Source organism: Kribbella sp. NPDC000426 (genome assembly GCF_040300265.1).
In the GTDB taxonomy this organism is placed as follows: domain Bacteria; phylum Actinomycetota; class Actinomycetes; order Propionibacteriales; family Kribbellaceae; genus Kribbella.
Genome location: NZ_JBEPDK010000008.1, coordinates 109,184 through 131,111, shown reverse-complemented (window position 1 = coordinate 131,111; position 21,928 = coordinate 109,184). Strand labels below are relative to the sequence as shown.

23 protein-coding genes are annotated in these 21,928 nt (G+C 70.3%); 6 read left to right on the top strand and 17 right to left on the bottom strand.

The window, feature by feature from the left end; all coding sequences use genetic code 11:
• Positions 1–25: 25 nt before the first annotated feature.
• The 8 genes from ABT313_RS35170 to rimP all read right to left on the bottom strand — a co-directional run bounded on the left by ABT313_RS35170 (position 26) and on the right by rimP (position 8,504).
• A complete protein-coding gene (locus ABT313_RS35170; protein ID WP_350862789.1) occupies positions 26–922 on the bottom strand; it encodes an NAD-dependent protein deacetylase in 897 nt (298 codons plus the stop codon).
• A gap of 31 nt (positions 923–953) precedes the next feature.
• Entirely contained in the window at positions 954–1,820 is an 867-nt protein-coding gene (locus tag ABT313_RS35165; protein ID WP_350862786.1) for an LLM class flavin-dependent oxidoreductase, read from the bottom strand.
• 34 nt (positions 1,821–1,854) lie between these two features.
• Positions 1,855–2,742: a tRNA pseudouridine(55) synthase TruB gene (gene truB, locus ABT313_RS35160; RefSeq protein ID WP_350862783.1), complete on the bottom strand. Its 888-nt coding sequence runs from the start codon at positions 2,740–2,742 to the stop codon at positions 1,855–1,857.
• Positions 2,743–3,183 (bottom strand): 30S ribosome-binding factor RbfA, encoded by a 441-nt coding sequence (gene rbfA / locus ABT313_RS35155; protein WP_350862780.1) that lies wholly within the window; start codon positions 3,181–3,183, stop codon positions 2,743–2,745. It lies immediately after the preceding gene.
• A 112-nt stretch (positions 3,184–3,295) separates the two neighbouring features.
• Positions 3,296–6,505, bottom strand: coding sequence for a translation initiation factor IF-2 (gene infB / locus ABT313_RS35150; RefSeq protein ID WP_350862777.1), 3,210 nt, complete (start codon positions 6,503–6,505; stop codon positions 3,296–3,298).
• Positions 6,506–6,640: 135 nt separating this feature from the next.
• Positions 6,641–6,946 (bottom strand): YlxR family protein, encoded by a 306-nt coding sequence (locus ABT313_RS35145; protein WP_350862775.1) that lies wholly within the window; start codon positions 6,944–6,946, stop codon positions 6,641–6,643.
• A 45-nt stretch (positions 6,947–6,991) separates the two neighbouring features.
• Positions 6,992–7,984 carry a transcription termination factor NusA gene (gene nusA / locus ABT313_RS35140; RefSeq protein ID WP_350862772.1) on the bottom strand — a complete coding sequence of 331 codons (993 nt, stop codon included), beginning with the start codon at positions 7,982–7,984 and terminating at the stop codon, positions 6,992–6,994.
• A gap of 1 nt (position 7,985) precedes the next feature.
• Positions 7,986–8,504, bottom strand: a complete 519-nt coding sequence (gene rimP, locus ABT313_RS35135) for a ribosome maturation factor RimP (RefSeq protein WP_350862769.1) — start codon at positions 8,502–8,504, stop codon at positions 7,986–7,988.
• A 153-nt stretch (positions 8,505–8,657) separates the two neighbouring features.
• On the opposite strand from rimP, the gene ABT313_RS35130 reads away from it, so the two are divergent.
• Positions 8,658–9,212 (top strand): cell division protein FtsK, encoded by a 555-nt coding sequence (locus ABT313_RS35130; protein WP_350862766.1) that lies wholly within the window; start codon positions 8,658–8,660, stop codon positions 9,210–9,212.
• Positions 9,209–9,622: a ferritin-like domain-containing protein gene (locus ABT313_RS35125; protein WP_350862763.1), complete on the top strand. Its 414-nt coding sequence runs from the start codon at positions 9,209–9,211 to the stop codon at positions 9,620–9,622. The genes ABT313_RS35130 and ABT313_RS35125 overlap by 4 nt, the downstream gene beginning before the upstream one ends.
• On the opposite strand, the gene ABT313_RS35120 is transcribed toward ABT313_RS35125, so the two are convergent.
• The 6 genes from ABT313_RS35120 to ABT313_RS35095 all read right to left on the bottom strand — a co-directional run bounded on the left by ABT313_RS35120 (position 9,619) and on the right by ABT313_RS35095 (position 18,159).
• Positions 9,619–11,010: an alkaline phosphatase PhoX gene (locus ABT313_RS35120; RefSeq protein ID WP_350862760.1), complete on the bottom strand. Its 1,392-nt coding sequence runs from the start codon at positions 11,008–11,010 to the stop codon at positions 9,619–9,621. The genes ABT313_RS35125 and ABT313_RS35120 overlap by 4 nt on opposite strands.
• Positions 11,011–11,101: 91 nt before the next feature.
• The gene (gene hisH, locus ABT313_RS35115; protein ID WP_350862757.1) at positions 11,102–11,743 is read right to left on the bottom strand and encodes an imidazole glycerol phosphate synthase subunit HisH; all 642 of its coding nucleotides are present in this window, start codon (positions 11,741–11,743) and stop codon (positions 11,102–11,104) included.
• Entirely contained in the window at positions 11,740–12,339 is a 600-nt protein-coding gene (hisB, locus tag ABT313_RS35110; RefSeq protein WP_350862754.1) for an imidazoleglycerol-phosphate dehydratase HisB, read from the bottom strand. Before hisB ends, hisH begins: the two co-directional genes overlap by 4 nt.
• Complete coding sequence (locus ABT313_RS35105) at positions 12,336–13,454, bottom strand: histidinol-phosphate transaminase (RefSeq protein WP_350862751.1); 1,119 nt, start codon at positions 13,452–13,454, stop codon at positions 12,336–12,338. The genes hisB and ABT313_RS35105 overlap by 4 nt, the downstream gene beginning before the upstream one ends.
• Positions 13,454–14,767, bottom strand: a complete 1,314-nt coding sequence (hisD, locus tag ABT313_RS35100) for a histidinol dehydrogenase (RefSeq protein ID WP_350862748.1) — start codon at positions 14,765–14,767, stop codon at positions 13,454–13,456. The genes ABT313_RS35105 and hisD overlap by 1 nt, the downstream gene beginning before the upstream one ends.
• Positions 14,768–14,850: 83 nt before the next feature.
• The gene (locus ABT313_RS35095; protein WP_350862745.1) at positions 14,851–18,159 is read right to left on the bottom strand and encodes a S8 family serine peptidase; all 3,309 of its coding nucleotides are present in this window, start codon (positions 18,157–18,159) and stop codon (positions 14,851–14,853) included.
• A 137-nt stretch (positions 18,160–18,296) separates the two neighbouring features.
• On the opposite strand from ABT313_RS35095, the gene ABT313_RS35090 reads away from it, so the two are divergent.
• The 4 genes from ABT313_RS35090 (at position 18,297) to ABT313_RS35075 (ending at position 20,447) form a co-directional block, all read left to right on the top strand.
• Positions 18,297–18,968 (top strand): LON peptidase substrate-binding domain-containing protein, encoded by a 672-nt coding sequence (locus ABT313_RS35090; RefSeq protein ID WP_350862742.1) that lies wholly within the window; start codon positions 18,297–18,299, stop codon positions 18,966–18,968.
• A gap of 85 nt (positions 18,969–19,053) precedes the next feature.
• A complete protein-coding gene (locus ABT313_RS35085; protein ID WP_350862739.1) occupies positions 19,054–19,884 on the top strand; it encodes an SDR family NAD(P)-dependent oxidoreductase in 831 nt (276 codons plus the stop codon).
• Positions 19,885–19,908: 24 nt separating this feature from the next.
• Positions 19,909–20,145: a ribbon-helix-helix domain-containing protein gene (locus ABT313_RS35080; RefSeq protein ID WP_130446636.1), complete on the top strand. Its 237-nt coding sequence runs from the start codon at positions 19,909–19,911 to the stop codon at positions 20,143–20,145.
• Complete coding sequence (locus ABT313_RS35075; RefSeq protein ID WP_350862737.1) at positions 20,145–20,447, top strand: type II toxin-antitoxin system PemK/MazF family toxin; 303 nt, start codon at positions 20,145–20,147, stop codon at positions 20,445–20,447. Before ABT313_RS35080 ends, ABT313_RS35075 begins: the two co-directional genes overlap by 1 nt.
• On the opposite strand, the gene ABT313_RS35070 is transcribed toward ABT313_RS35075, so the two are convergent.
• The 3 genes from ABT313_RS35070 to ABT313_RS35060 are packed head-to-tail and all read right to left on the bottom strand — an operon-like array spanning position 20,378 to position 21,889.
• Entirely contained in the window at positions 20,378–21,406 is a 1,029-nt protein-coding gene (locus ABT313_RS35070; RefSeq protein WP_350862735.1) for an ATP-grasp domain-containing protein, read from the bottom strand. The genes ABT313_RS35075 and ABT313_RS35070 overlap by 70 nt on opposite strands.
• Positions 21,407–21,625 (bottom strand): hypothetical protein, encoded by a 219-nt coding sequence (locus ABT313_RS35065; protein WP_350862732.1) that lies wholly within the window; start codon positions 21,623–21,625, stop codon positions 21,407–21,409.
• Positions 21,626–21,637: 12 nt separating this feature from the next.
• Positions 21,638–21,889: a hypothetical protein gene (locus tag ABT313_RS35060; RefSeq protein WP_350862730.1), complete on the bottom strand. Its 252-nt coding sequence runs from the start codon at positions 21,887–21,889 to the stop codon at positions 21,638–21,640.
• Positions 21,890–21,928 lie beyond the last annotated feature (39 nt).

Sequence of the window (21,928 nt, the reverse complement as noted above, 5' to 3'; positions counted from 1 at the left end):
ACTGCGGACTCCGGGCCGGGCCACCTCACGCGTGGCTCGGCCCGGTGGTTTCTTCCAGCAGTTCTGTCAACGCTTGTCCCAGCGGCAGGTTGACCCGCTGGGCCGCGTACGGGTCGCCGCGGGTCAGGCCCTGGTTGATGATCAGCACCGGCTTCCCCGACTTGGCCGCGTGCCGGACGAAGCGGAAACCCGACATCACCGTGAGGGACGAGCCCAGGACGAGGACGGCGTTCGCGTCGTCGATCAGCCGGTAGCAGCGCTCGACGCGAGGCCTGGGCACGTTCTCGCCGAAGAAGACGACATCAGGTTTGAGGACGCCGCCGCAGTTGGTGCAGTCGACCAGCCGGAACGTCCCGACCGCCTCGGCCGGGAGCTCCGCGTCGCCGTCGGGGTTGATCCTGGTGACCTCGGCCTCGAAGTCCGGGTTCGCGTCCTTCAGCCGGCGGTCCAGGGCCTCGCGGGCCGACGTCGTACCGCAGCTCAGGCAGATGACGCGGTCGAGGTTGCCGTGCAGTTCGATCACGTCGCGGGCGCCGGCCGCCTGGTGGAGGCCGTCGACGTTCTGGGTGATGACGCCGCTGAGGAAGCCACGGGCCTGGAGTGCGGCGACCGCCCGGTGGCCGTCGTTCGGGGCGGCGCGGGCGATCGTGCGCCAGCCGAGGTGGCTGCGCGCCCAGTACCGCTGTCGCCCGGATTCGCTCGCCACGAAGTCGCCGTACGTCATCGGGGTGTGCGTCCGCAGGCTGCCGCTCTCGCCGCGGTAGTCCGGGATGCCGGACTCGGTGGAGATGCCGGCTCCGCTCAGTACGACGACTCCGCCGGCGGCCACGGTCTGCGCGACCGGCCCGATGTCCGTCGACCCGGGCTCCAATGCCAGCACCTCAGGCCCAGGGGCCCATGCCAAGGTCGGACGAGAACGCACCACTCCAGCGTACGTGCTGAGTCGAGGCTGCTCAGTCGACGCGTGGCGGTCCGGCTTTGAGCCTGCGCTCGGCGGCTTGCCGGACGGCGTCGCGATCCATCGACGACCAGTCCGCGTCAATCCACCAGGTGGCGCCTGCCTCGAACCACGGACGGACGGTGTCAGCGGCGGCGGCCGGATCGTCAGCGCTTGTGTTGCCTTCGGCGACGACGTCGTAGCCGTCCATGGTCAGGTCGTGCGCGGCGCGCTCCCGGCGGATCCAGGCGATGCCCTCTGCCAGCAGCTCCGGCGTCAACTCGGCCGGCTCGTCAGTCGGCCGGCGGATCGGTGCGTAGTTCGGCAGCCAGCCGTCCTGGAGCGCGGCTCGGCGCATCGACTTCGGTCGCGGCCAGCCGCCGACCATCCAGATCGGCACCCGGGGCTGCTGCACCGGAGGCGGTGGCGCGGGTGGATTCAGGTCCGGGAGCTTCCTGGCCCGGTAGTGCTTGCCGGAGTATTCGAAGGGTTCGTCGCGCCACAGGTGCGGCAGCATCTCCAGCGTCTCGTCCATCAGCTCGGCGCGCACCTTCCGGCCCGGGTCGTCCTCGAACAACCAGAACCGGTCGTCCCCGGTGACGCCCAGACCGGCCGCGAGGATCACCCGCCCGTTGCTGAGGTTGTCCACGGTCGAGACCTGTCCCGCGAGATCCCACGGTTTTCGCCGTGGCACCGGTGTGAGCATCGTGCCGAGCCGGATCTGCCGGGTCGTCATCGCCGCGGCGCCGAGCATCACCCAGGCGTCGATCCCCCAGATCGACTCCCAGACGAAGAACCCGTCCCACCCGTTGTCCTCGGCGATCACCGCCAGCTCAGCGGCATCGCGTGCGTCGCCGTACGCCATCACGAATCCGTTTTTCATGCTTCAGCACGCTACGGGACCGCGCCGACAGTTCTCAGCTGACGAAGACGGCGGTGGGTTTCGCGATCGGGCCGTGGGGCTCGTACAGGGCGAGGAAGGTGCCGGTGGGGTCGAACATGGCGGTCTGGCCGGGGTCGAGGTCGAGGCCCGGCAGCGGGCGGCCGGTACGGATGGCTGCCGTCTGTGACTCGTCGGCGTCGTACCGCGGGAAGGTGCCAGCGGCAACGTCCGCGATCGGCAGCCAGTCGAAGGACTCGGCCAGCGACTCCAGGCTGTGGGCGGCCTCGATGCCGAACGAGCCCACCCGGGTCCGGCGCAGCGCGGTCAGATGACCGCCGACGCCGAGCTCGGCGCCCAGGTCACGGGCCAGCGCCCGGATGTAGGTGCCGCTGGAGCAGTCGACCGACACGTCGACGTCGATCGCGTCGGCGCCGACCCGGACGTCGAGGATGTCGTACCGCGAGACCGTGACCGCGCGGGCCTTGAGCGCGACCTCCTCGCCGGCCCGGACGCGTTCGTACGCACGCTTGCCGTCGACCTTGATCGCGGAGACCTTCGACGGCACCTGCGAGATCTCCCCGCGGAACCCGTCGACCGCAGCCGAGATGGCCTCGGCGGTCACTCCGTCGACCGGGAACGTCGACACGACTTCGCCCTCGGCGTCGTCCGTGGTCGTGGTCGCGCCGAGGCGGATCGTCGCGTCGTACGACTTGTCCGCCAGCTGGAGATGACCGAGCAGCCGGGTGGCGCGGTTGAGGCCGACGACCAGTACGCCGGTCGCCATCGGGTCCAACGTGCCGGCGTGACCCACCTTGCGGGTGCCCGCCAACCGGCGGATCCGGGCGACGACGGTGTGCGAGGTCAATCCACCCGGCTTGTCGACGACGACGATCCCGTCGGAGGCCGGGGTGAAGTCAGCCACTCAGTCCTCGTCGTCCTCGTCGTCGTGACGCGGCTGCTTGTACGGATCGGCCTCGCCGGCCGGCTTGGCACCCGCGGCGGCCTTGGCCACCTCGGCATCGGCCTCGCGGGCCTTGGCCAGCAGCTCCTCGATCTGCCCGGCGTTCTCCGGTACGGCGTCCAGGAAGAACGCCACGCTCGGGGTGTGCCGCAACCCGAGCGCCTTGCCGACCTCGCTGCGGATCAGGCCGCGGGCGGACTCCAGCGCGGCCGCGGTGGACGCGCGGGCCTGCTCGTCGCCGTACACCGTGTAGAAGATGCTGGCCTCGCGCAGGTCACCGGTCAGCCGGGCATCCGTCACCGTGACGAAGCCCAGCCGCGGGTCCTTGACCCGGCGCTCGAGCAGCTCCGCGACGAGCACCTGGATCCGGTCGGCCAGCTGCTTCGCCCTTGCTTCACCCATCAGGGCTCACTCCCTCATTCATGAGTACGTCCGGGGAGACGCTGTGTGCTACAGGCTCCCCGGACGTTACTCCGACGGCCCGGACCTCCCGGCCCGGGCCGTCACCGAACTATCAGCTGCGCGGCTTCTCGCGGAGCTCGAACGCCTCGACGACGTCACCGATCTTGATGTCGTTGAAGTTGTTGATGGTCAGACCGCACTCGAAGCCCTCGCGGACCTCGGACGCGTCGTCCTTGAACCTCTTCAGCGACGACAGCTCGGTGTTGTCGACGACCACCGCGCCGTCCCGGATCAACCGGACCTTGGCGTTGCGGCGGATCAGCCCACTGGTCACCCAGCAACCGGCGATGTTGCCCACCTTCGAGGAGCGGAAGATCTCCCGGATCTCGGCCTGGCCGAGGGTGGCCTCCTCGTAGATCGGCTTGAGCATGCCCTTCAGGGCGGCCTCGATGTCGTCGATCGCCGAGTAGATGACCGAGTAGTACCGGACATCCACGCCCTCGCGCTCGGCCAGGTCACCGGCCTTGCCCGCCGGCCGCACGTTGAAGCCGATGATGACGGCGTTCGACGCGATGGCCAGGTTGACGTCGTTCTCGTTGATCGCACCGACACCGCGGTCGATGATCCGCAAGGACACCTCGTCGCCGACCTCGATCCGGACCAGCGCGTCTTCCAGCGCCTCGACCGAACCGGACACGTCGCCCTTGAGGATCAGCAGCAGCTCCTGGGTCTCGCCCTTCTCCATCGAGGCCATGAAGTCCTCGAGGGTACGGCGGGCGCGACGCTTGGCGTTGGCGGCCGCGCGGGCACGGGCTTCTCGCTTCTCGGCGATCTGCCGGGCCCGGCGGTCGTCGTCGACGACCAGGAACTTGTCGCCCGCACCCGGTACCGCGGTCAGACCGAGCACCAGGACCGGACGCGACGGGGTCGCCTCCTCGACGTTGTTGCCGTGCTCGTCGAGCATGGCCCGGACCCGGCCGTACGCCGGACCGACCACCATCGAGTCGCCGACCCGGAGCGTGCCGCGCTGCACCAGCACGGTCGCCACCGGACCACGGCCCTTGTCGAGGTTCGCCTCGATCGCGATGCCCTCGGCGTGCATCTTCGGGTTGGCCCGCAGGTCGAGCGCCGCGTCCGCGGTCAGCACGACACCTTCGAGCAGCCCGTCGATGTTGATCCGGGACTTCGCCGAGACGTCGACGAACATCGTGTCGCCGCCGTACTCCTCCGGCACCAGGCCGTACTCGGTCAGCTGACCGCGCACCTTGGCCGGGTCCGCACTCGGGACGTCGATCTTGTTCACCGCGACCACGATCGGGACGTTCGCCGCCCGGGCGTGGTTCAGCGCCTCGATCGTCTGCGGCATCACGCCGTCGTCGGCCGCGACCACCAGGATGACGATGTCGGTGGCCTGCGCACCACGGGCACGCATGGCGGTGAACGCCTCGTGACCCGGGGTGTCGACGAAGGTGATGGCCCGCTGCTCGCCGTCCACCTCGGTCGTCACCTGGTACGCACCGATGTGCTGCGTGATACCGCCGGCTTCCTTGGCAACGACGTTCGCCATCCGGATCGCGTCCAGCAGCTTGGTCTTACCGTGGTCGACGTGACCCATCACGGTCACCACCGGCGGCCGCGGCGCCAAGTCGTCCTCGTCGCCCTCGTCGGAACCGAAGTCGATGTCGAACGACTGCAGCAGCTCGCGGTCCTCGTCCTCGGGCGAGACCAGCTGGACGTCGTAGTTCAGCTCGGTGCCGAGCAGTTCCAGCGTCTCCTCGTTGACCGACTGGGTCGCGGTCACCATCTCGCCGAGGTGGAACAGCACCTGGACGAGCGACGCCGGGTCGACTCCGACCTTCTCGGCGAAGTCCGTCAGCGACGCGCCGGCAGGAAGCCGCACGACCTCGCCGTCACCGTGCTTGACGCGGACGCCGCCGACCGCCGGGGCCTGCATGTTGTCGAATTCCTGGCGCTTCGCGCGCTTCGACTTGCGGCCACGACGGGCCGGACCACCCGGACGACCGAAGGCGCCCTGTGTCCCGCCACGACCCCGGTTGCCCGGGCCCGGACGGCCACCGCCGCCACCGGGCGGGCCGCTGGGGCCGCCACCCGGACGGAAGCCGCCGCCGGCGCCGCCGCCACCACCGCGCGGACCCGCACCGGGACCGCCGCCGGGACGACCGCCGCCTCCGCCGCGGCCACCGCCACCGCCGCCACCAGGACCGCTCGGGCGGCCGGTGAACGTGCCGGCAGAAGACTTCGGCATCATCGCCGGGTTGGGGCGCGGAGCGCCGGGCACGCCACTCGGGCGCGGCCGGTCGTTACCACCGCGGTTGCGGTCGTCGCCGCCACGGCCCTGCGGCGGGCGCGGGGCCATCCCGGCCGGGCTCGGAGCGCCCTGCCGGTCGGAACCGCCGCCGCCCTGGCCCGGACGCGCGCCACCGCGCTGCATGCCCTGGGTCGAGCTGAACGGGTTGTTGCCCGGACGCGGAGCACCCGGACGCGGACCGCCGCCCTGGCCGCCCTGACGGGGCGCACCGGGACGCGGGGCACCCGGACGGGGCGCACCCGGACGCGGAGCAGAACCCTGACCACCCGGACGCGGAGCGCCGCCCTGGCCACCCGGACGCGGAGCGCCCGGAGTCGCCGGACGCGGACCCGGACGAACCGCGGAGTCGCCACCCGAACGACGGGGGGCAGGCGCCGGGGCTTCCGGAGCCGACTGCGATGCCGCGGCGGCCGGAGCCTCGAACGACGGGGTCGCCGGGGACGCCGGGGTCTCGGCCTTCGCCGCCGGAGCTTCGGCGACCGGTGCGGCCTCGGCCGGAGCGGCCTCGACCGGCGCGGACTGGCGCGGACCCGGCTTCGGGCCCGGACGCGGCCCCGGACGGGCGCCCGGAGCCGGAGCGGCCTTCGCCGGGGCAGACTGAGCTGCCGGCGCGGACTCGGCCACCGGCGTGGACTCGGCCCGCACCGGAGCCGGAGCTTCGGCCGCCGGAGCAGGAGCCGACTCGGCGACAGGCGCGGGGCGCTCCGCTGGAGCCTTCGGGGTGGCCGGCTGCGCCGGCTTCTGTGCCGGAGCGGCAGGCGCGACCGGTGCGGTCGCCTGCGGCGCGGCAGACGTGCTTGCGGCGGCCTTCTTGGCCGCGCGCTTCTTCGGCGGGTTCTTCTCGAACTCCTCCGCCAACCGTCGTACGACGGGTGCCTCGATCGTCGAGGACGCCGATCGGACGAACTCTCCCATGTCGTTCAGCCTGGTCAGAACGACCTTGCTGGTAACTCCGAGCTCTTTCGCGAGCTCGTAGACCCGGACCTTTGCCACTACTCTCCCTCTGGTCCGAGCCTGGGGCGCGGACCGTTAGTTGACGTACATGCTCATCGCATTGCACTCATCGTTCGACACTCATCGAGTGGTCATGAGTCGATGACCCGCCTTCATGTCGGTCACACGATCCGGTCAGATCGTGCGTACATCTTGATTATCACGGTGTGCGACGTACTCGCGCAGCCCAGTCACGTCGAGCGGTCCCGGGACCTTGAAGGCCCGTGGGAACGCCTTGCGCCGGACGGCGAGCTCGAAGCACTCGGTCGTGGGGTGCAGGTGCGCCCCGCGGCCAGGTGCCCGATGCGCGGGATCCGGGAGGACCGTGAGACTTCCTGGTCCTCCGGACACCGTCATCCGCAGCAGGTCAACCGGGCTGGACCGCTTCCGGCACCCGATACAGGTGCGCTCCTGAACCTTGCCAGGACGCGCGTCTGTCACTTCTTCCTCAGGGTGTGGTTGCGACTCAGTCGACGGACCGAGAGATCAGTCTACCAACTTGGTCTCAGGCGTCACATCGGTATCCGGCCGGATGTCGATCCGCCAGCCGGTGAGCCGGGCCGCGAGGCGGGCGTTCTGCCCTTCCTTGCCGATCGCCAGCGACAGCTGGTAGTCGGGGACGACGACGCGCGCGGCACGGGCCGCCGCGTCGACCACCTCGACAGACGTAACCTGCGCCGGGGACAGCGCATTCCCGACGAACGTCGCCGGGTCGTCGCTGTGGTCGATGATGTCGATCTTCTCGCCGTGCAGCTCGTGCATGATGTTGCGCACCCGCTGCCCCATCGGCCCGATGCAGGCGCCCTTGCCGTTCACCGACGGGTTCAGCGTCCGGACGGCGATCTTGGTCCGGTGGCCGGCCTCGCGCGCGATCGCGGTGATCTCGACGGTTCCGTCGGCGATCTCCGGGACCTCGAGCGCGAACAGCTTCTTGACCAGGTTCGGGTGGGTCCGGCTGACCGTGATCTGCGGGCCCTTGAAACCCTTCCGGACGCCGACGACGTACACCCGCAGGCGGGAGCCGTGCTCGTACTTCTCCCCCGGCACCTGCTCGGGGGCCGGCAGCACGGCCTCGATCTTGCCGAGGTCGACCATCACCGAGCGCGGGTCGCGGCCCTGCTGGACGACGCCGGAGACGATGTCGCCCTCCTTGCCGGAGAACTCGCCGTACCGGACCTCGTCCTCGGCGTCGCGCAGCCGCTGCAGGATGATCTGCTTGGCCGTGGTGGCCGCGATCCGGCCGAAGTCGGCCGGGGTGTCGTCGTACTCGCGGGCCGGCGTGCCGTCCTCGGCCAGCTCGCGCGCGTACACGGTCACGTGCCCGGTCTTGCGGTCCAGCTCGACCCGGGCGTGCTGCTGGGCTCCCTCGGTCCGGTGGTACGCGACCAGCAGCGCCGCCTCGATCGCCTCGACGACGACCTCGAGGGCGATGTCCTTCTCCCGTTCGAGCGACCGCAGTACGGCCATGTCGATGTCCATGTCAGTTCTCCTCCACCGTGCCGTCGGCAGGTGTCTCAGTGTCGTTGCCGGCAACCCGGTTGAACTCGATCTGGACCTTGGCCTTGGCCACGTCGGCGTACGCGACGGTGCGCGCCTTGCCGTTCACGTCCAGCTCGGCCGCCTCGTCGGAGGCGGACTTGATCCGGCCGGTCACCTTGGCGCCCGAGTTCAGCGTGACGGCGACCAGGCGCTTCACGTTGCGGCGCCAGTGCCGGGGCAGGGTCAGCGGGCGGTCGACGCCGGGGCTCGAGACCTCCAGGGTGTACGCGCCGTCGCCCATGATGTCGTCGGCGTCGAGCGCCTTGGAGATGGCCCGGGTCACGTCCGCGACGTCGTCGAGGCTGATCCCGCCGTCGCGGTCGACGAGCACGCGCAGCAACCGGCGGCGGCCGGCCGGGGTGACGTCCGCCTCCTCCAGGTCGCAGCCGAACTGCTCGACGATCGGCCGCAGGAAGTTCTCGAGGCTCGTGGTGTCCGTGTGGTCTGGCTTTCGGCTCACAGGTTGACCTGCCTCTCTCTCCAGTTGTGCACCCGTTCCAGCCCCCGGCGGTCGCGCCAAGGGCAGTAGCCCACCATATCCGGCCGGTCCGATGATCCGGGTCACCGGCTCGTCCCAGGCAGGTGTCGGCGCGTCACCGGGTATCGTTCCGGCGTGCTCGAACGCCGCCTGACCCGACGCGCCGCCGTCGTGACCGCCGTCCTCGTACCCGGCGCTGTCGCGCTGACCGGTTGCAAGGACGACGCCGCCGCCGGGTCCGGTACGCCGGGTGCCGTCAACGGCGGGCCGTCGTCCTCGAAAGGCCCGGCCGAGGAGACTCCGACCGTGGATCCGGCGGTCGTCGCGGCACTCACGGTGGCGGCGACCCAGGTGACTCAATTGTCCCAGCTCTACGCAAACCTGAGCCGCAAGTTCCCCGCGCTGCGGGCCCAGCTCGCGGCGGGTGCGAAGTACCACGTCAGTCATCTCGCGAAGCTGAAGGAGACCGAGGGCGTAGCGGCCAAGGCTGCGAAGGCAGTTGCCGTGCCCACCTCCTCCGTGGCCGCACTGACGACGCTCGCCAAGCAGGAGGCGATCGTGGCAGCCACGAGCGCCGCGGCGGCCGCCAAGCTGTCCGGCGCACCGGCCCGCCTGCTCGCCGAGATCGCTGCCGCCCAGACCCAGCTGAGCACCACGCTGACCCCGCCGAAGAACAAGGACAAGTCGTGAACCAGGTGGAAGCCCTGCAGGCCGCCCTCGCCGGTGAGCACGCGGCGTTGTACGGCGTGGGCGTGGCCGGCGGCAAGCTCAACGGCGCCCGCTTCCAGGAGGCGACCGACACGTTCGCGCGGCATCGCGACAACCGCGATCACCTGAGCGCGCTGCTCGTCGCCGCCGGCGAGACCCCGGTCGCGGCCGAAGCGGCGTACGACCTGCCGCAAGCGGTCACCAATGCCGCCACGGCCACCGCGCTGGTCCTGTACATCGAGCGCCGGATCGCCCCGGTGTACGGCGACCTCGTCGAGGCCGCCGAACAACCCGCTGTGCGCGCGTGGGCGATCGAGACGCTGCTCGACACTGCGAGCAGCCAGCTCACCTGGGGCGGCGCACCGGTCGCCTTCCCGGGCGCGACGGCCTAACGGCGGCGACGCCAGGGCCCGGTGACCGCGTACGTGATGCCGGGGTTGTAGACGTTGAAGAACATCGTCCGGCCGTCGGCGGAGAAGCCGACACCGGACAGTTCGCCGTACGTCGGCTCCTCGGGCGTGCCCAGGTTGACGCGGTTGCGAGCGAATTTGAACACCTGGCCGTCCTCGGTGGTGCCGAGGATGTGCTGCTCGCCGAGTCCGTCCTCACACATCATCAGCCCGCCGTACGGCGACATCGTGATGTTGTCCGGGGCGTCGAACTCCGGGTCGTCGGAGCCCGGCTTCGGCCGGGTGAAGATCACCTCGAGGCGCAGCGTCCGCTTGCGCGGGTCGAGCCGCCAGACCTGCCCGTCGTGGTCCACCTTCGGCCCCAGCTCGGTCCGCGCGAACGACGAGACGAAGTACACGCACCGGTCCAGGTCGCCCCACCAGCAGCCTTCGAGCTTGTAGCCGCCGGTGATCGGCTTGGCGTAGTCCTGCGCACGGACAGACTCGGTCGTCGCCAGCGGATCCGGGACCTTCACCCACTGCACGTCGTGGAACTCGGCGCCGGCCTCCTGGACCACCGACAGGTCCGGCAGGCCGGGGATGTGCATCGCCTGCAACTCACCGCCGGCCCGCAGCGTCCCCCAGCCGCCGCGCGGGCGGTTCGGTAGGAAGCGGTAGAAGCCGCCGAGCGGCGCGACGAACGCGTCCTCGGTCTCGTAGACGATCCCTGTGCGCGGATCGATCGCAACCGCCTCGTGCTGGAAGCGGCCCATGGCGGTCAGTGCGACCGGGCCGGCGTTGCGGCGGTCGTCGTACGGGTCGACCTCGAAGATGAAGCCGTGGTCCTTGGTGTAGCCGCTCTCACCGGCCTTGAGCTCGGTCTCCTCGCAGGTCAGCCAGGTGCGCCACGGCGTGTGGCCGCCGGAGCAGTTGATCGCCGTACCGCCGAGGCTGACGAACTCCTTGCCGGTGGCGTTGTGCCGGTCCACGACCAGCGTGCTCGTGCCCCCGGCGCCGGCTGGGTCGTAGGTCCGCTCGGCCGGGGCGACCACCTTGATCGCCGACGTGGGACTGCACTCGTGGTTGCGGACCAGGCGGGATCCGCCGTCGCGATCGGGGAAGACGCCCATCCCGTCGAACCGGCTCGGCGTCTTCAGCCCGTCCGGGCGTACGACGCCTTCGCGGGACAGGATCCGGTAGCTGAACCCGCGCGGCAGGTCGAGCATGCCGTCCGGGTCCTCGACCAGGGGGCCGTAGCCGATCTTCGGTCCGGACGTGCCGAGCGCGGGCTGTGACGTGTAGAGGGCGTCCACCGAGCCGGCGACGCTGACCGCGACACCGGCAGCTGCCGCTCGGCCGACGAACTGACGCCTGGACAGGGAGTTGGACATGGGGCGGCCTCCTAGCTCGATGACAAGCAGTGGTGACCTGTGAACGTACGGTAAACAACAACCGAACGGCAAGTGAACGAGGGTCACTCGTTCACAGCGAGCGGACCCAGTTCTCCAGGAGAGCGGCGCCGGCGTCGCCGGACTTCTCGGGGTGGAACTGCGTCGCGGTGAGCGGGCCGTTCTCGACGGCGGCGACGAAGCGGTCTCCGCCGTACGTCGTCCAGGTGACCAGCGGGGACACCGACTCGCGGGTGTCGACGAGCTCCCAACGGCGGACGCCGTACGAGTGCACGAAGTAGAAGCGGTCCTTCTCGATGCCCTCGAACAGCGTGCTGCCGGACGGTACGTCGACCGTGTTCCAGCCCATGTGCGGGACCGGCTGATCCTCCTCGGGCTGCAGCCGCTCGACGGTGCCGGGCCACTGGTCGCAGCCGTCGGTCTCGACACCGTGCTCGATACCGCGCCCGAACAGGATCTGCATGCCGACGCAGATGCCGAGCACCGGCCGGCCGCCGGTCAGCCGGCGGTCGACCACGACATCACCGCGCACTGCGGTCAGACCCGTCATGCAGGCCTCGAACGCGCCGACTCCCGGAACCAGCAGACCGTCGGCGTTGCAGGCCTGATCGAAGTCCGAGGTCACGGTCACGTCGGCGCCGACGCGTTGCAGCGCCCGCTCCCCCGACCGGATGTTCCCCGAGCCGTAGTCGAGCAGGACGACCTTCTTGCTCACAGAGCGCCCTTTGTCGACGGGATGCCAGGCTGCCGCGGGTCGAGCTCGGCGGCGGCCCGCAACGCGCGGGCGAACGCCTTGAACTGCGCCTCGACGATGTGGTGCGGGTCGCGACCGGACAGCACCCGGATGTGGATGCAGATCGCGGCGTTGAACGCGAGCGTCTCGAACACGTGCTGGGTCAGCGAGCCGGCGTAGTCGCCGCCGATGATCGCGTAGACCTGGCCGTCCGGCTCGCCGGTGTGCACGCAGTACGGCCGGCCGGACAGGTCGACCGTGCAGTGCACGAGCGCCTCGTCCAGCGGGACGGTCGCGTCGCCGAAGCGCCGGATGCCGCGCTTGTCGCCGAGCGCTTCCTTCAGGGCCTGGCCGATGCCGATCGCGGTGTCCTCGACGGTGTGGTGCGCGTCGATCTCGAGGTCGCCGACCGTGTTCACGTGCAGGTCGAGCAGCGCGTGCTTGGCCAGCGCGTTGAGCATGTGGTCGTAGAATCCGACGCCGGTCGAGATGTCGGCCCGCCCGGTGCCGTCGAGATCGAGCTCGACCAGGACCTTCGACTCGCTGGTCTCGCGATCGATCCGCGCTGTGCGACTCATGATTGCCTTCCCGTGTCCGTCTTGAGGATGCGTTCCAGTGACGCGCGGAACGCGGCCATCTCCTCGCCGGTGCCGATCGAGACCCGCAGCCAGCCGTCCGGCCCGGTCTCGCGGATCAGTACACCGTCGTCGAGCAACGCCTGCCAGACCGCGTGCCGGTCGGCGAACGTGCCGAACAGCACGAAGTTCGCATCCGAGTCGACCGCGCGCAAACCCTGCGCACGCAGCCAGTCGACGGTCTCGTCGCGCTCGACCCGGAGCTGCTCGACCCGGCCGAGCAGCTCGTCGGAGTGCCGCAACGCGGCCCGCGCGACCGCCTGCGTCACCGCGGACAGGTGGTACGGCAGCCGGACGATCCGCAGCGCGTCGACGAACTGCTTGCTCGCGGCAAGGTATCCGACCCGCCCGCCGGCCATCGCGAACGCCTTCGACATCGTCCGCGCGACGGCCAGATTCGGGTACGACGGCAGCAGCGACACTGCACTGGGCGTGCCGGCGCGGCGGAACTCGGCGTACGCCTCGTCGACCACAAGCACCGAACCCAGCGCCGCGGTCCGGGCGGCGATCGCTTCGACCACCTCGATCGGCAGCGCCGTCCCGGTCGGGTTGTTGGGCGAGGCAAGCAACACGACCGACGGGTGGTGCCGGGAGATCGCGGCCAGCGCCTTGCTCTGGTCGAGGGTGAAGTCCTCGGCCCGGCGGCCGGCCACCCAGGCCGTGTTCGTGTCCCGGGCGTACTCCGGATACATCGAGTACGTCGGGGCGAACGACAGCGCCGTCCGGCCCGGGCCGCCGAAGGCCTGCAGGATGTGCAGCATGACCTCGTTGGACCCGTTCGCCGCCCAGATCTGCTCGGGGGCGAGCTGGGCGCCGGACTCGCGGGCCAGGTACGCCGCGAGGTCCGCGCGCAGGTCCAGGAACTCGCGGTCCGGGTAGCGGTTCATCCCGCGGGCCGCGACCGCCACGGCGGCGGCGATGTCCGCGACCGTCTCCTCGCTCGCCGGATACGGGTTCTCGTTGACGTTGAGGAGCACGGGTACGTCGAGTTGCGGGGCGCCGTACGGCTCGAAGCTCTTCAGCTCGTCGCGGATCGGCAGCCCGTCGAAACGGCCCATCAGTGCTCTCCGGGGAATCGGGCGGAAACGGCGGCGCCGTGGGCCGGGAGGTCCTCGGCGTGAGCGAGCGCGAGCACGTGGCCGGCGACCTCGTGCAGCGCGTCGCGGGAGTAGTTGACGACGTGGACCGCTTTCAGGAAGCTGCGCACGGACAGTCCGGACGAGTGGCAGGCGCAACCGGCTGTCGGGAGGACGTGGTTGGACCCGGCGCAGTAGTCGCCGAGCGAGACCGGCGACCAGCCGCCGACGAAGATCGCGCCGGCGTTGGTGATCAGCCCGGCCCGCTCCTCCGCGTCGACGGTCTGGATCTCGAGGTGCTCGGCGGCGTACGCATCGACGACCGCGGTGCCCTGGTCGAGGTCGTCGACCAGGACGACGGCCGACTGCTGACCGGTCAGGGCCTCGGTGACACGCTCGTGGTGCTTGGTCTGCGCGACCTGGGTCGGCAGCTCGGCCTCGACCGCGGCGGCGAGGGCCTCGCTCGGGGTGACGAGGACGCTGGCGGCCATCGGGTCGTGCTCGGCCTGGCTGATCAGGTCGGCGGCGACGTGCTTCGGATCGGCGGTGTCGTCGGCCAGGATCGCGATCTCGGTCGGGCCGGCCTCGGAGTCGATGCCGACCTCGCCCAGCAGCGCGCGCTTGGCGGCGACGACGTAGATGTTGCCCGGACCCGTGATCAGGTTGACCTTGCGGCAGCCGTCGAACCCGTACGCGAAACCGGCGATCGCCTGGGCGCCGCCCATCGCATACACCTCGTCGATCCCGAGCAACGCGCACACTGCCAGCACCGTCGGGTGCGGCAGGCCGCCGAACTCCTTCTGGGGCGGCGATGCAACAGCAAGCGACGGCACGCCGGCCACCTGTGCCGGGACGACGTTCATGACGACCGACGACGCGAGCGGCGCGCGGCCGCCCGGGACGTAGAGGCCCACCCGCTGGACCGGGACGAACCGCTGGGTCACCCGCCCGCCGGGTGCGGGCTCGGAGGCGATGTCGGCGGTGAGCTCGTCCTCGCTGACCTCGCGGACGCGGCGGATCGACTCCTCGAAGGCGCTGCGCACCTGCGGGTCGAGCTCCTCGAGCGCGGTCTTCAGCGCCTCGGCCGGGACCCGGATGTCCTCGACGCGCACATGGTCGAACTTCTCACCGAACTCCCTGATCGCCTCGAGGCCGCGATGGCGGACGTCCAGGCAGATGGGTCGGACGACGTCGAGAGCCTTCTCGACGTCGAACACGGCTCGGGGGACCAGGGCATCGAGGTCAAGGACCTCACCAGCAGCCACTCGGCCCCGCAGGTCGACGCGGCGAATCATGGGGCTCAGTCTAGTTGGGCGCCCCCTCCCGGCCCGACCGGTATCCACAACCCGGCCGGACCAGGAGGCTCGCCGCACCAGCCTCAGCGGAAGCGGATCGCGTCCGTGACGGTCTGCTCGGTCCGGTTGCCGTCACCGTCGATCACGGTGGCCCGCAGCGACACCGAATCCGCGACCGGCGCCGGGAACCGGGCGACGTACCGGCCCGCCGCCGTACGGATCAGCTTGACCGGCTTCCACTCCGACCCCGCGCCGGCGGCGTACTGGACGGTGAAGGCGTCGATCTGCGGCAGGGATGCGCCCGGCTGGGGGTCGATCGCCACCGGCATCGTGACCGTCGGCGTCCGCGGGGTGAGGTTGTGGTCGTCGACCACCGGCCGGTACCGGACGCCGAGAGCCGGGAGCACGTCGACCCTGCCGGTGGCCGCCGAGCGGAAGGTCCAGGCGTAGTCGACCTTGGTGCTGAACCGGGACGTCGCGTGCCGGTCGAGCGTGCTGACGAGCTTGAACGTCGCCGCCTCCGGCACCAGGTCGACGGGGTTGGCGAAGCCGAACTGGCCGTCGGAGTCCGATAGCAGCACGCCGTCACGATAGAGCTTGGTACTGCGGCAATCCTGGCCGGCCACGAATGCCCCGCCACCTGACCCGCCACCGGCATCAGCCAGCGGGTCGACCACGATCGCCATCACCTCGTTGCCGCGGACCGCCTGCACAGGCGCCGGGGAGAACACAGCGGCGTTGAAGTTCTCCCGGTAGTCGCGTCCGGCCTGGTACGGATCCGCGGAGCGGGACACCTCCGTCACCGGCGTGTCCGGAGCGTCGGGCTCGATCTCGTCGATGGTGGTGTTGACCGGACTTCGCGGGCTGTCGCCGGGGCCGGGATCGCGGAACATCTGCCGCTCGGCCGGCAGGTCGTAGCGGATCCGCTCGGCGTATCCCCAACCCCAGCCGGTGGAGACGAGGCCCGGCCGGTCGGACGTGGCACTGAAGGTCTGGTCGATCCGCGCCATCTTCGCCGGGTCCAGTGTTCGCCGCTCCCCGGTCGGGAACCGGCCGTCCAGCTTGTCCAGCTGGACGAACAGGTACGGCGAGTCGTCGAAGGTCCCGTCCGGGTTCCGGCGGGCCCAGGTGGTGCTCAGGTTACCGACGACGCCCGGCGCCGGCGGCCCGACCTGAGCGGTGAACAGGGCGGCCGGATCGTCGAAGCCGTAGGCCAGGCCGAAGTACCAGTCGTCCGGCATCGTCAATCCGGCCGTCCCGACCACAAGCCCGGCCTCCGGCCGGGGTACCGATACCTGGATCGGGCGGGTTGTGCTGGCGTCCATGACGACGGTGGTGTCGGCGCCCAGGTGCAGCATCGGCCGGACCATCCGGTAAACGGCCGGCTCGTCATGCCCCGGCCGGGGTACGTCGAGTTCGGTGCTGAGCATGTAGTCGTTCTCGGGCAACCGGACCTTGACCGTGCCACTCGGGTCTTGCAGCTCGGTCGGCCAGTCGTCCCGGGTGAAGGCCAGCGTCGATGCGTCCGGGGCGGGCTTTCCGTCCGGGCCGATGTGCTCGATCGTCAGCGTGTACGTCCCGATCTCCTTGTAGATCGCGATCGTCGTACTCACGGTCCGTCCGGCCGCCGTCGCGACGACCCGTCCGCTGTAGTGGCCCGTCGGGCCGGCGTTGTCGGTGGCGAGCGTGACCGGCACCCCGGCCGTAGCGCCGGCCGGAATGGTGACGGTGGTCGCACCGAGCCGTACGGCGCCCGCGGGTGCCGGGTGTCCCTGTGGATCCTGCAGAGTCGCGGTCAGGCTCAGCTCGACCGGGTCCTTGCCGTCGTTGCGGTAGCTGAGCGTCTTGGTGACGGGCTGGTCGTCGTCGTGCGGGAAGGACGCCGTACCGAAGGACAGCGAGTTCGTCTCCGGTACGACGGTCGCCGAGATCGCGTTCGCAACGTCGACACGTCCGTTGCCCTGCTCGAACGTGGACTGGCCGTCGATCTGCTTGGCGGTGGCGGCGAGCTGCGCCTTCAGCTTCGGCGCGGTCCAGTCCGGGTGCTGCTGGGCCAGGATCGCGGCCGAGCCGGTGACGTGCGGCGTTGCCATCGACGTACCGTCCAGCGAGGTGTAGTAGTCGCCGACCGGTACGCCGATCTCGCTGCCCTTGGCCCGGGCGGCGACGATCCCGACCCCGGGCGCCGTCAGATCCGGCTTCACCGAGCCGTCCAGGCCCGGTCCGCGGCTGGAGAAGTAGGCCAGCTGGTTCTGCTTGTCGACGGCGCCGACCGTGAGCGCGCCGGCCGCGCTGCCCGGCGACTCGATGGTCTGCGCGCCGAACTCCCCCGAGTTGCCTGCGGCAATGACGAACAGCGCGCCGGTCTGCTCGGTGAGCCGGTTGACCGCCTCCTCCACCGGGTCGATGTCCGGGGTGTCGCCGCCGCCGATGCTGACGTTGACGACCTTGGCCTTGACTTCGGTGGCGGCCCATTCCATCCCGGCGATCATGCTGGACTCCGAGCATCCGTTCAGCTCGCAGACCTTCGCGTCGTACAGCTTGGCGCCAGGGGCGACGCCCTTGTACTTGCCGCCCGATGCAGCGCCGCTGCCCGCGATGGTGCTCGCCACGTGGGTTCCGTGGCCGAGCTGGTCGCCGTCCGGGTCCTGGCTGAAGTTCCGCTCGCCGGCCAGGGCGGCCTTCAGATCGGGGTGGCTCGCATCGATACCGCTGTCGACGACCGCTACCGGTACGCCGGCACCGGTGTACCCGGCCTGCCAGGCGACGGGGGCGCCGATCTGCGGGACGGACTGGTCGAGCGTCGGCTGCAGCTTGCGGTCGAGCCAGATCTTCTCGATACCGTCCGCGGAACGAGCGCTGGTCAGGTGCGGCCGGAAACTCGCGGTACTGTCCTTGCCGAGCTTCACCGCGGCCCCGTCGACCACTGGCAGCTGCCGGGTCACCGCAGCGCCTGCGAGCGCAGTCGTCCTGGCCTGCCGGTTGTAGGTGACGATCAGCGGGATCTCCTTGGTCCTGCTGTCGTCCAGACCCTGCCGGATCTGACCCTCGACGTCGAACAGCGCCCGGTCCAGCTTGCCGCTCGCAACGTCGTGCGCCACGTCCGACGGGATCACGTAAAGGTGATCCTTGCCGGTGCGCTGCTCGAACCGCACCTTTCGCCCGGCGCCGGGGGTGATCCGCACCTCGCCGTTCCGGCCGATCGTGACGCGGTCGCCGGTCAGCAGGGTCACCTGCCCCGGTGGCAGCGCGGCCCGCTTGGTTGCCTTCGGCGACGGCCGGCTCACCTCCCCGGCCTGTGCGGGCGGCAGTGTGGTGAGGCCGGCCAGTCCCGCCAGCAGGGCGGCCACCACTACGCCGGCCCGGACGATCGATGGTCGTCGGTTGTGCATCCGTTCCTCCCAGGTCGTGACGTTGGTCAACCCGGAAGACGCCTGGCTCGGCGAATCGCTGCACGGCGCCCGAATCCGCGCCGTACCGGTGTCGGCACCGGCCGTGGTCGCGGCGTTCGTCCATTAGGCTCCGTTGTATGGACTCCCGCCTGCCGTTGCTCACTGTCGACACGGTGATCTTTCCCGGGCTGGTGCTCCCGATTCCGGTGACCGACGTCCAGGGCCGCGCGGTGGTCCGCGACCTGGTCGAGAACGGCGGCGAGCTGGTGTGCGGGGCGCTCGCCGTCCGGGACGGGTACGAGCTGGGTGAGCGGGTCTTCCGGTCGCTGTACGGGACCGGCTGCGCGGCGACGATCTCCGAGATCACGCTCGACGCCGACGACGACGGCCCGGTCGAGGTGACGCTGACCGGCAACCGGCGCTTCAAGGTCGCCGAGCTCGACGGCAGCGGCGACTACCTGGTCGCGGACGTCGAGTGGCTGACCGACGAACTCGGCGACGACCCGCTCGGTACGGCGATGGTCGCGGTCAAGCGGTTCCGCAAGTACGCCGAGGCGGTCAGCGAGATCAGCCGCCCCGGCCTGCACCTGGGCGAGCTGCCCGACGACCCCAGCACGCTGTCCTACCTGATGTCCGCGGCCATGAAGCTGATGACCCCCGACCGCCAGAAACTCCTCGAGGCCGACGACGTCACCACCCGCCTGGCCCAACTCGTAGGCCTCATCGACAACGAACTGTCCGCCATCGCCGCCCTCCCCTCCCTCCCCGCCTACGACCTGATCAGCTGGTCCACCCTCTCCCCCAACTGACATTTCGAAGGCTCTCCAACTGAAGCCGACCTGGCCCCTGCGTCCCTAGACTCCGATCGAGGTGTGCCTAGGGAGGAGTGGGGCGATGTATGTCTTGATCACGGGTGGGACCAGCGGGATCGGGTTGGCCGGGGCTCGGGGGTTGGTGGGGCAGGGGGCTCGGGTCGGGTTGGTGGCTCGGGATCGGGAGAAGGCGGAGCGGGTTGCGCGGGAGCTGGGTGGGGCGGATGTGTTCGAGGCGGATCTGACCTCGCAGGCGTCGATCCGGGAGATGATCCGGGACGTCCGGGGCCGCGCGCCGGCGATCGACGTACTCGTGAACAACGCCGGCGCGATCTTCGGCAGCCGTCAGGTGTCGGCCGACGGGATCGAGCTGACGTGGGCGCTGAACGTGGTCGCGCCGTACCTGATCACCACTCTGCTCGTCGGTCACCTCTCCCCCTGGGCGCGGGTGATCGGGACCGCGTCGGACGAGCACGAGCGGGCGAAACAGATCGACTTCGACGACCTCGGCGGCGAGCGGTACTTCTCCTCGTCGGCCAAGCTGACCGGCGGTTCGCTGCGGCGGTACGGCGAGACCAAGCTCGCGCTGATCCTGCTGAGCTCGGAGCTGGCCAAGCGGATCCCGATGATCCGCACCTACACGTTCGAGCCGGGCCTGATCGCGACCGGGTTCAACCTCAACAACGGCCGCCTGATGAAGCTGATGATGGCGATGACCAAACCGTTCGCCCGCACCCCGGAGCAGGGCGCGGAGACCCTCGTCTGGCTGGCCACCTCGCCCGATGTCGCCGACGAGACCGGCCTGTACTACTCCCGCGAACGCCGTACCGATCCCTCTGCCGCCGCGCAGGACCCCGTCGCCGCGGCGCGACTGTGGGAGACGCTGGAGCGACAGACCACGCTACCGAAATGAATCCCAGCACGGTATGGTCTTGGTATGAGCAAACAGATCACGGTCAGGCTGCCCGACGACCTGGTCGACTTCATGGACGAGCTCGTCGCCACCGACAAGGCGACGAGCCGGGCGTCGGTGGTCGCCCGGGCGATGGAGCGTGAACGCCGCCGCGAGCTGGCCGCCCGCGACCTCGCGATCCTGAGCGAACACGGTGGGTACGACGACCTCGACGGCCTCGCCACCGCCGCCTCCGGCACCGTCCTCAGCGACCTCGACTGATGCGTTCGATCCACATCGCCCGGCTCGACAAACCGCGGCCGGTCGTGGTGCTGACCCGCGAACTGATCCGCCCGCGCCTGACGAACGTCACCGTCGCCCCGATCACCAGCACGATCCGCGGCCTGTCGACCGAGGTCCTGGTCGGCCCGGACAACGGCCTCGATCACCCGAGTGCGATCTCCTGCGACAACATCCAGACCATCCCCAAGGCGCAGCTCGGTCGGCTGATCGGTCACCTGCACCCCGACCAGGAGCCGCTCCTGGCCGAGGCGATCAACCTGGCATTCGATCTGGAGCTCTGACCAGCACCGCTCAAGGCCTCGTCGTACAGGAAGTCCGCGAAACCTGCGGTGAGATCCAGACCGGTCAGACCCTGGACGAACAGGAACTGCCCCTGCGGGTTCAGCTCGAGCCAGACCGGCCGGTCGTCGGTGTCCAGCTTGAGGTCGACCACCCCCATCCGCAGGTCCAGCAACTCCAGCACCCGCGCCAGCGCGCGCTCGACCTCCGGCTCCAGCGCCACCGGCGAGATCGGTACGTCGAGATTGCGCCGCCAGTCGAGGTCCGGCGAATCGATGGCCACGGCGTACGACGTCGTACCGCAGCACAACACGCGCAGGTGCCGCGTCCCGGGCACGTACTGCTGGAAGATCGTCGGGCAGAGCCGCAGCGCGTCGTCGTCGGCCAGATGCTCGGGCGTCACCGGCAGCGTGTAGAGCTGACTGCTCGGTGTACCGCGGACCGCCTTGAGAACCACCTGCCCGTCGAGCATCGAGCAGAAGTGCCGGATCTCAGCCGGGTCCTGGCTGACCAGCGTTCGCGGTACGACGAACCCGGCGTCCGCGGCCGCACGCAACTGGATCAGCTTGTTCTCGGCCCGCCGGGTCGCGTCCGGGTGACTCACCCAGCGCCCGCCGAACTCGTTGCGCAAGGCCCCCATCAGGGTGCTCGCACAGCTCGCGTCGACGACCTCGCGATGGGCGGCGTCGGCCAGCTCCCGGCCGGCCCGCTGGGGATGGTTCCAGCGCCGGAACCAGATCGCGTCGCAGCCGGCCAGATCGAGCCGGCCGCCGTCGCGCGTCGGCACCGACGTACCGAAACCTGGTTCGGTCGACCAGCTCAGTCCGCCGGGCCGGTCCGCCATCGAGTCCACCTCGACGACCTCGCACAGCGCGCCGCGGTTGCGGCGGAGGTGCGCCTGGATCACCAAGGCATGCAGATCGTCGGTGAACGTCAGCACCGCGATCGATGGCTCAGCCATCTACTCGGCCAGGTAGTCGCAGTCGTCCATGCAGTCGTTCGGCAGCGTTGCGGACAGGCACTCCGACCCGCCGCCGTTGCGCGCGAACTCCACCGGGAGTCCGACACTGTCGCGGACGTGCTGCTCCCACTCGTGCAGCTTGTCCGTCGGCACCAGATCGAACCGGGACGGCTGGTACATGAAGACCACCGGTTGCTTACCCGCGTTGGGTTCCGTCATCGCCCCGGCCCTTCACTCGTGCCAGTCGGAGTCGTCGGCGCAGATCTGGCCGTTGCCGCAGTTCGACCACGACGCGGATCGCAGCAGCAGGTCGCGCTCGAACCCGTCCGTGTTCAGGCCGAAGCCCTCCTGGACGGTGCGTTCCCACTCCGCCAGCCGCTCCGGCGTGACCGCCTCGAAGTTCGTCGGCTGGAACATGAACACCGCCGGCTTGCGCCCCTCGTCGAGCGCAGCACGGAATCGTTCCTCCCGCTCGTCCCCCATGACCCCTCCCCAGGTCAGGCATCCCCTGGCGACCAAGCT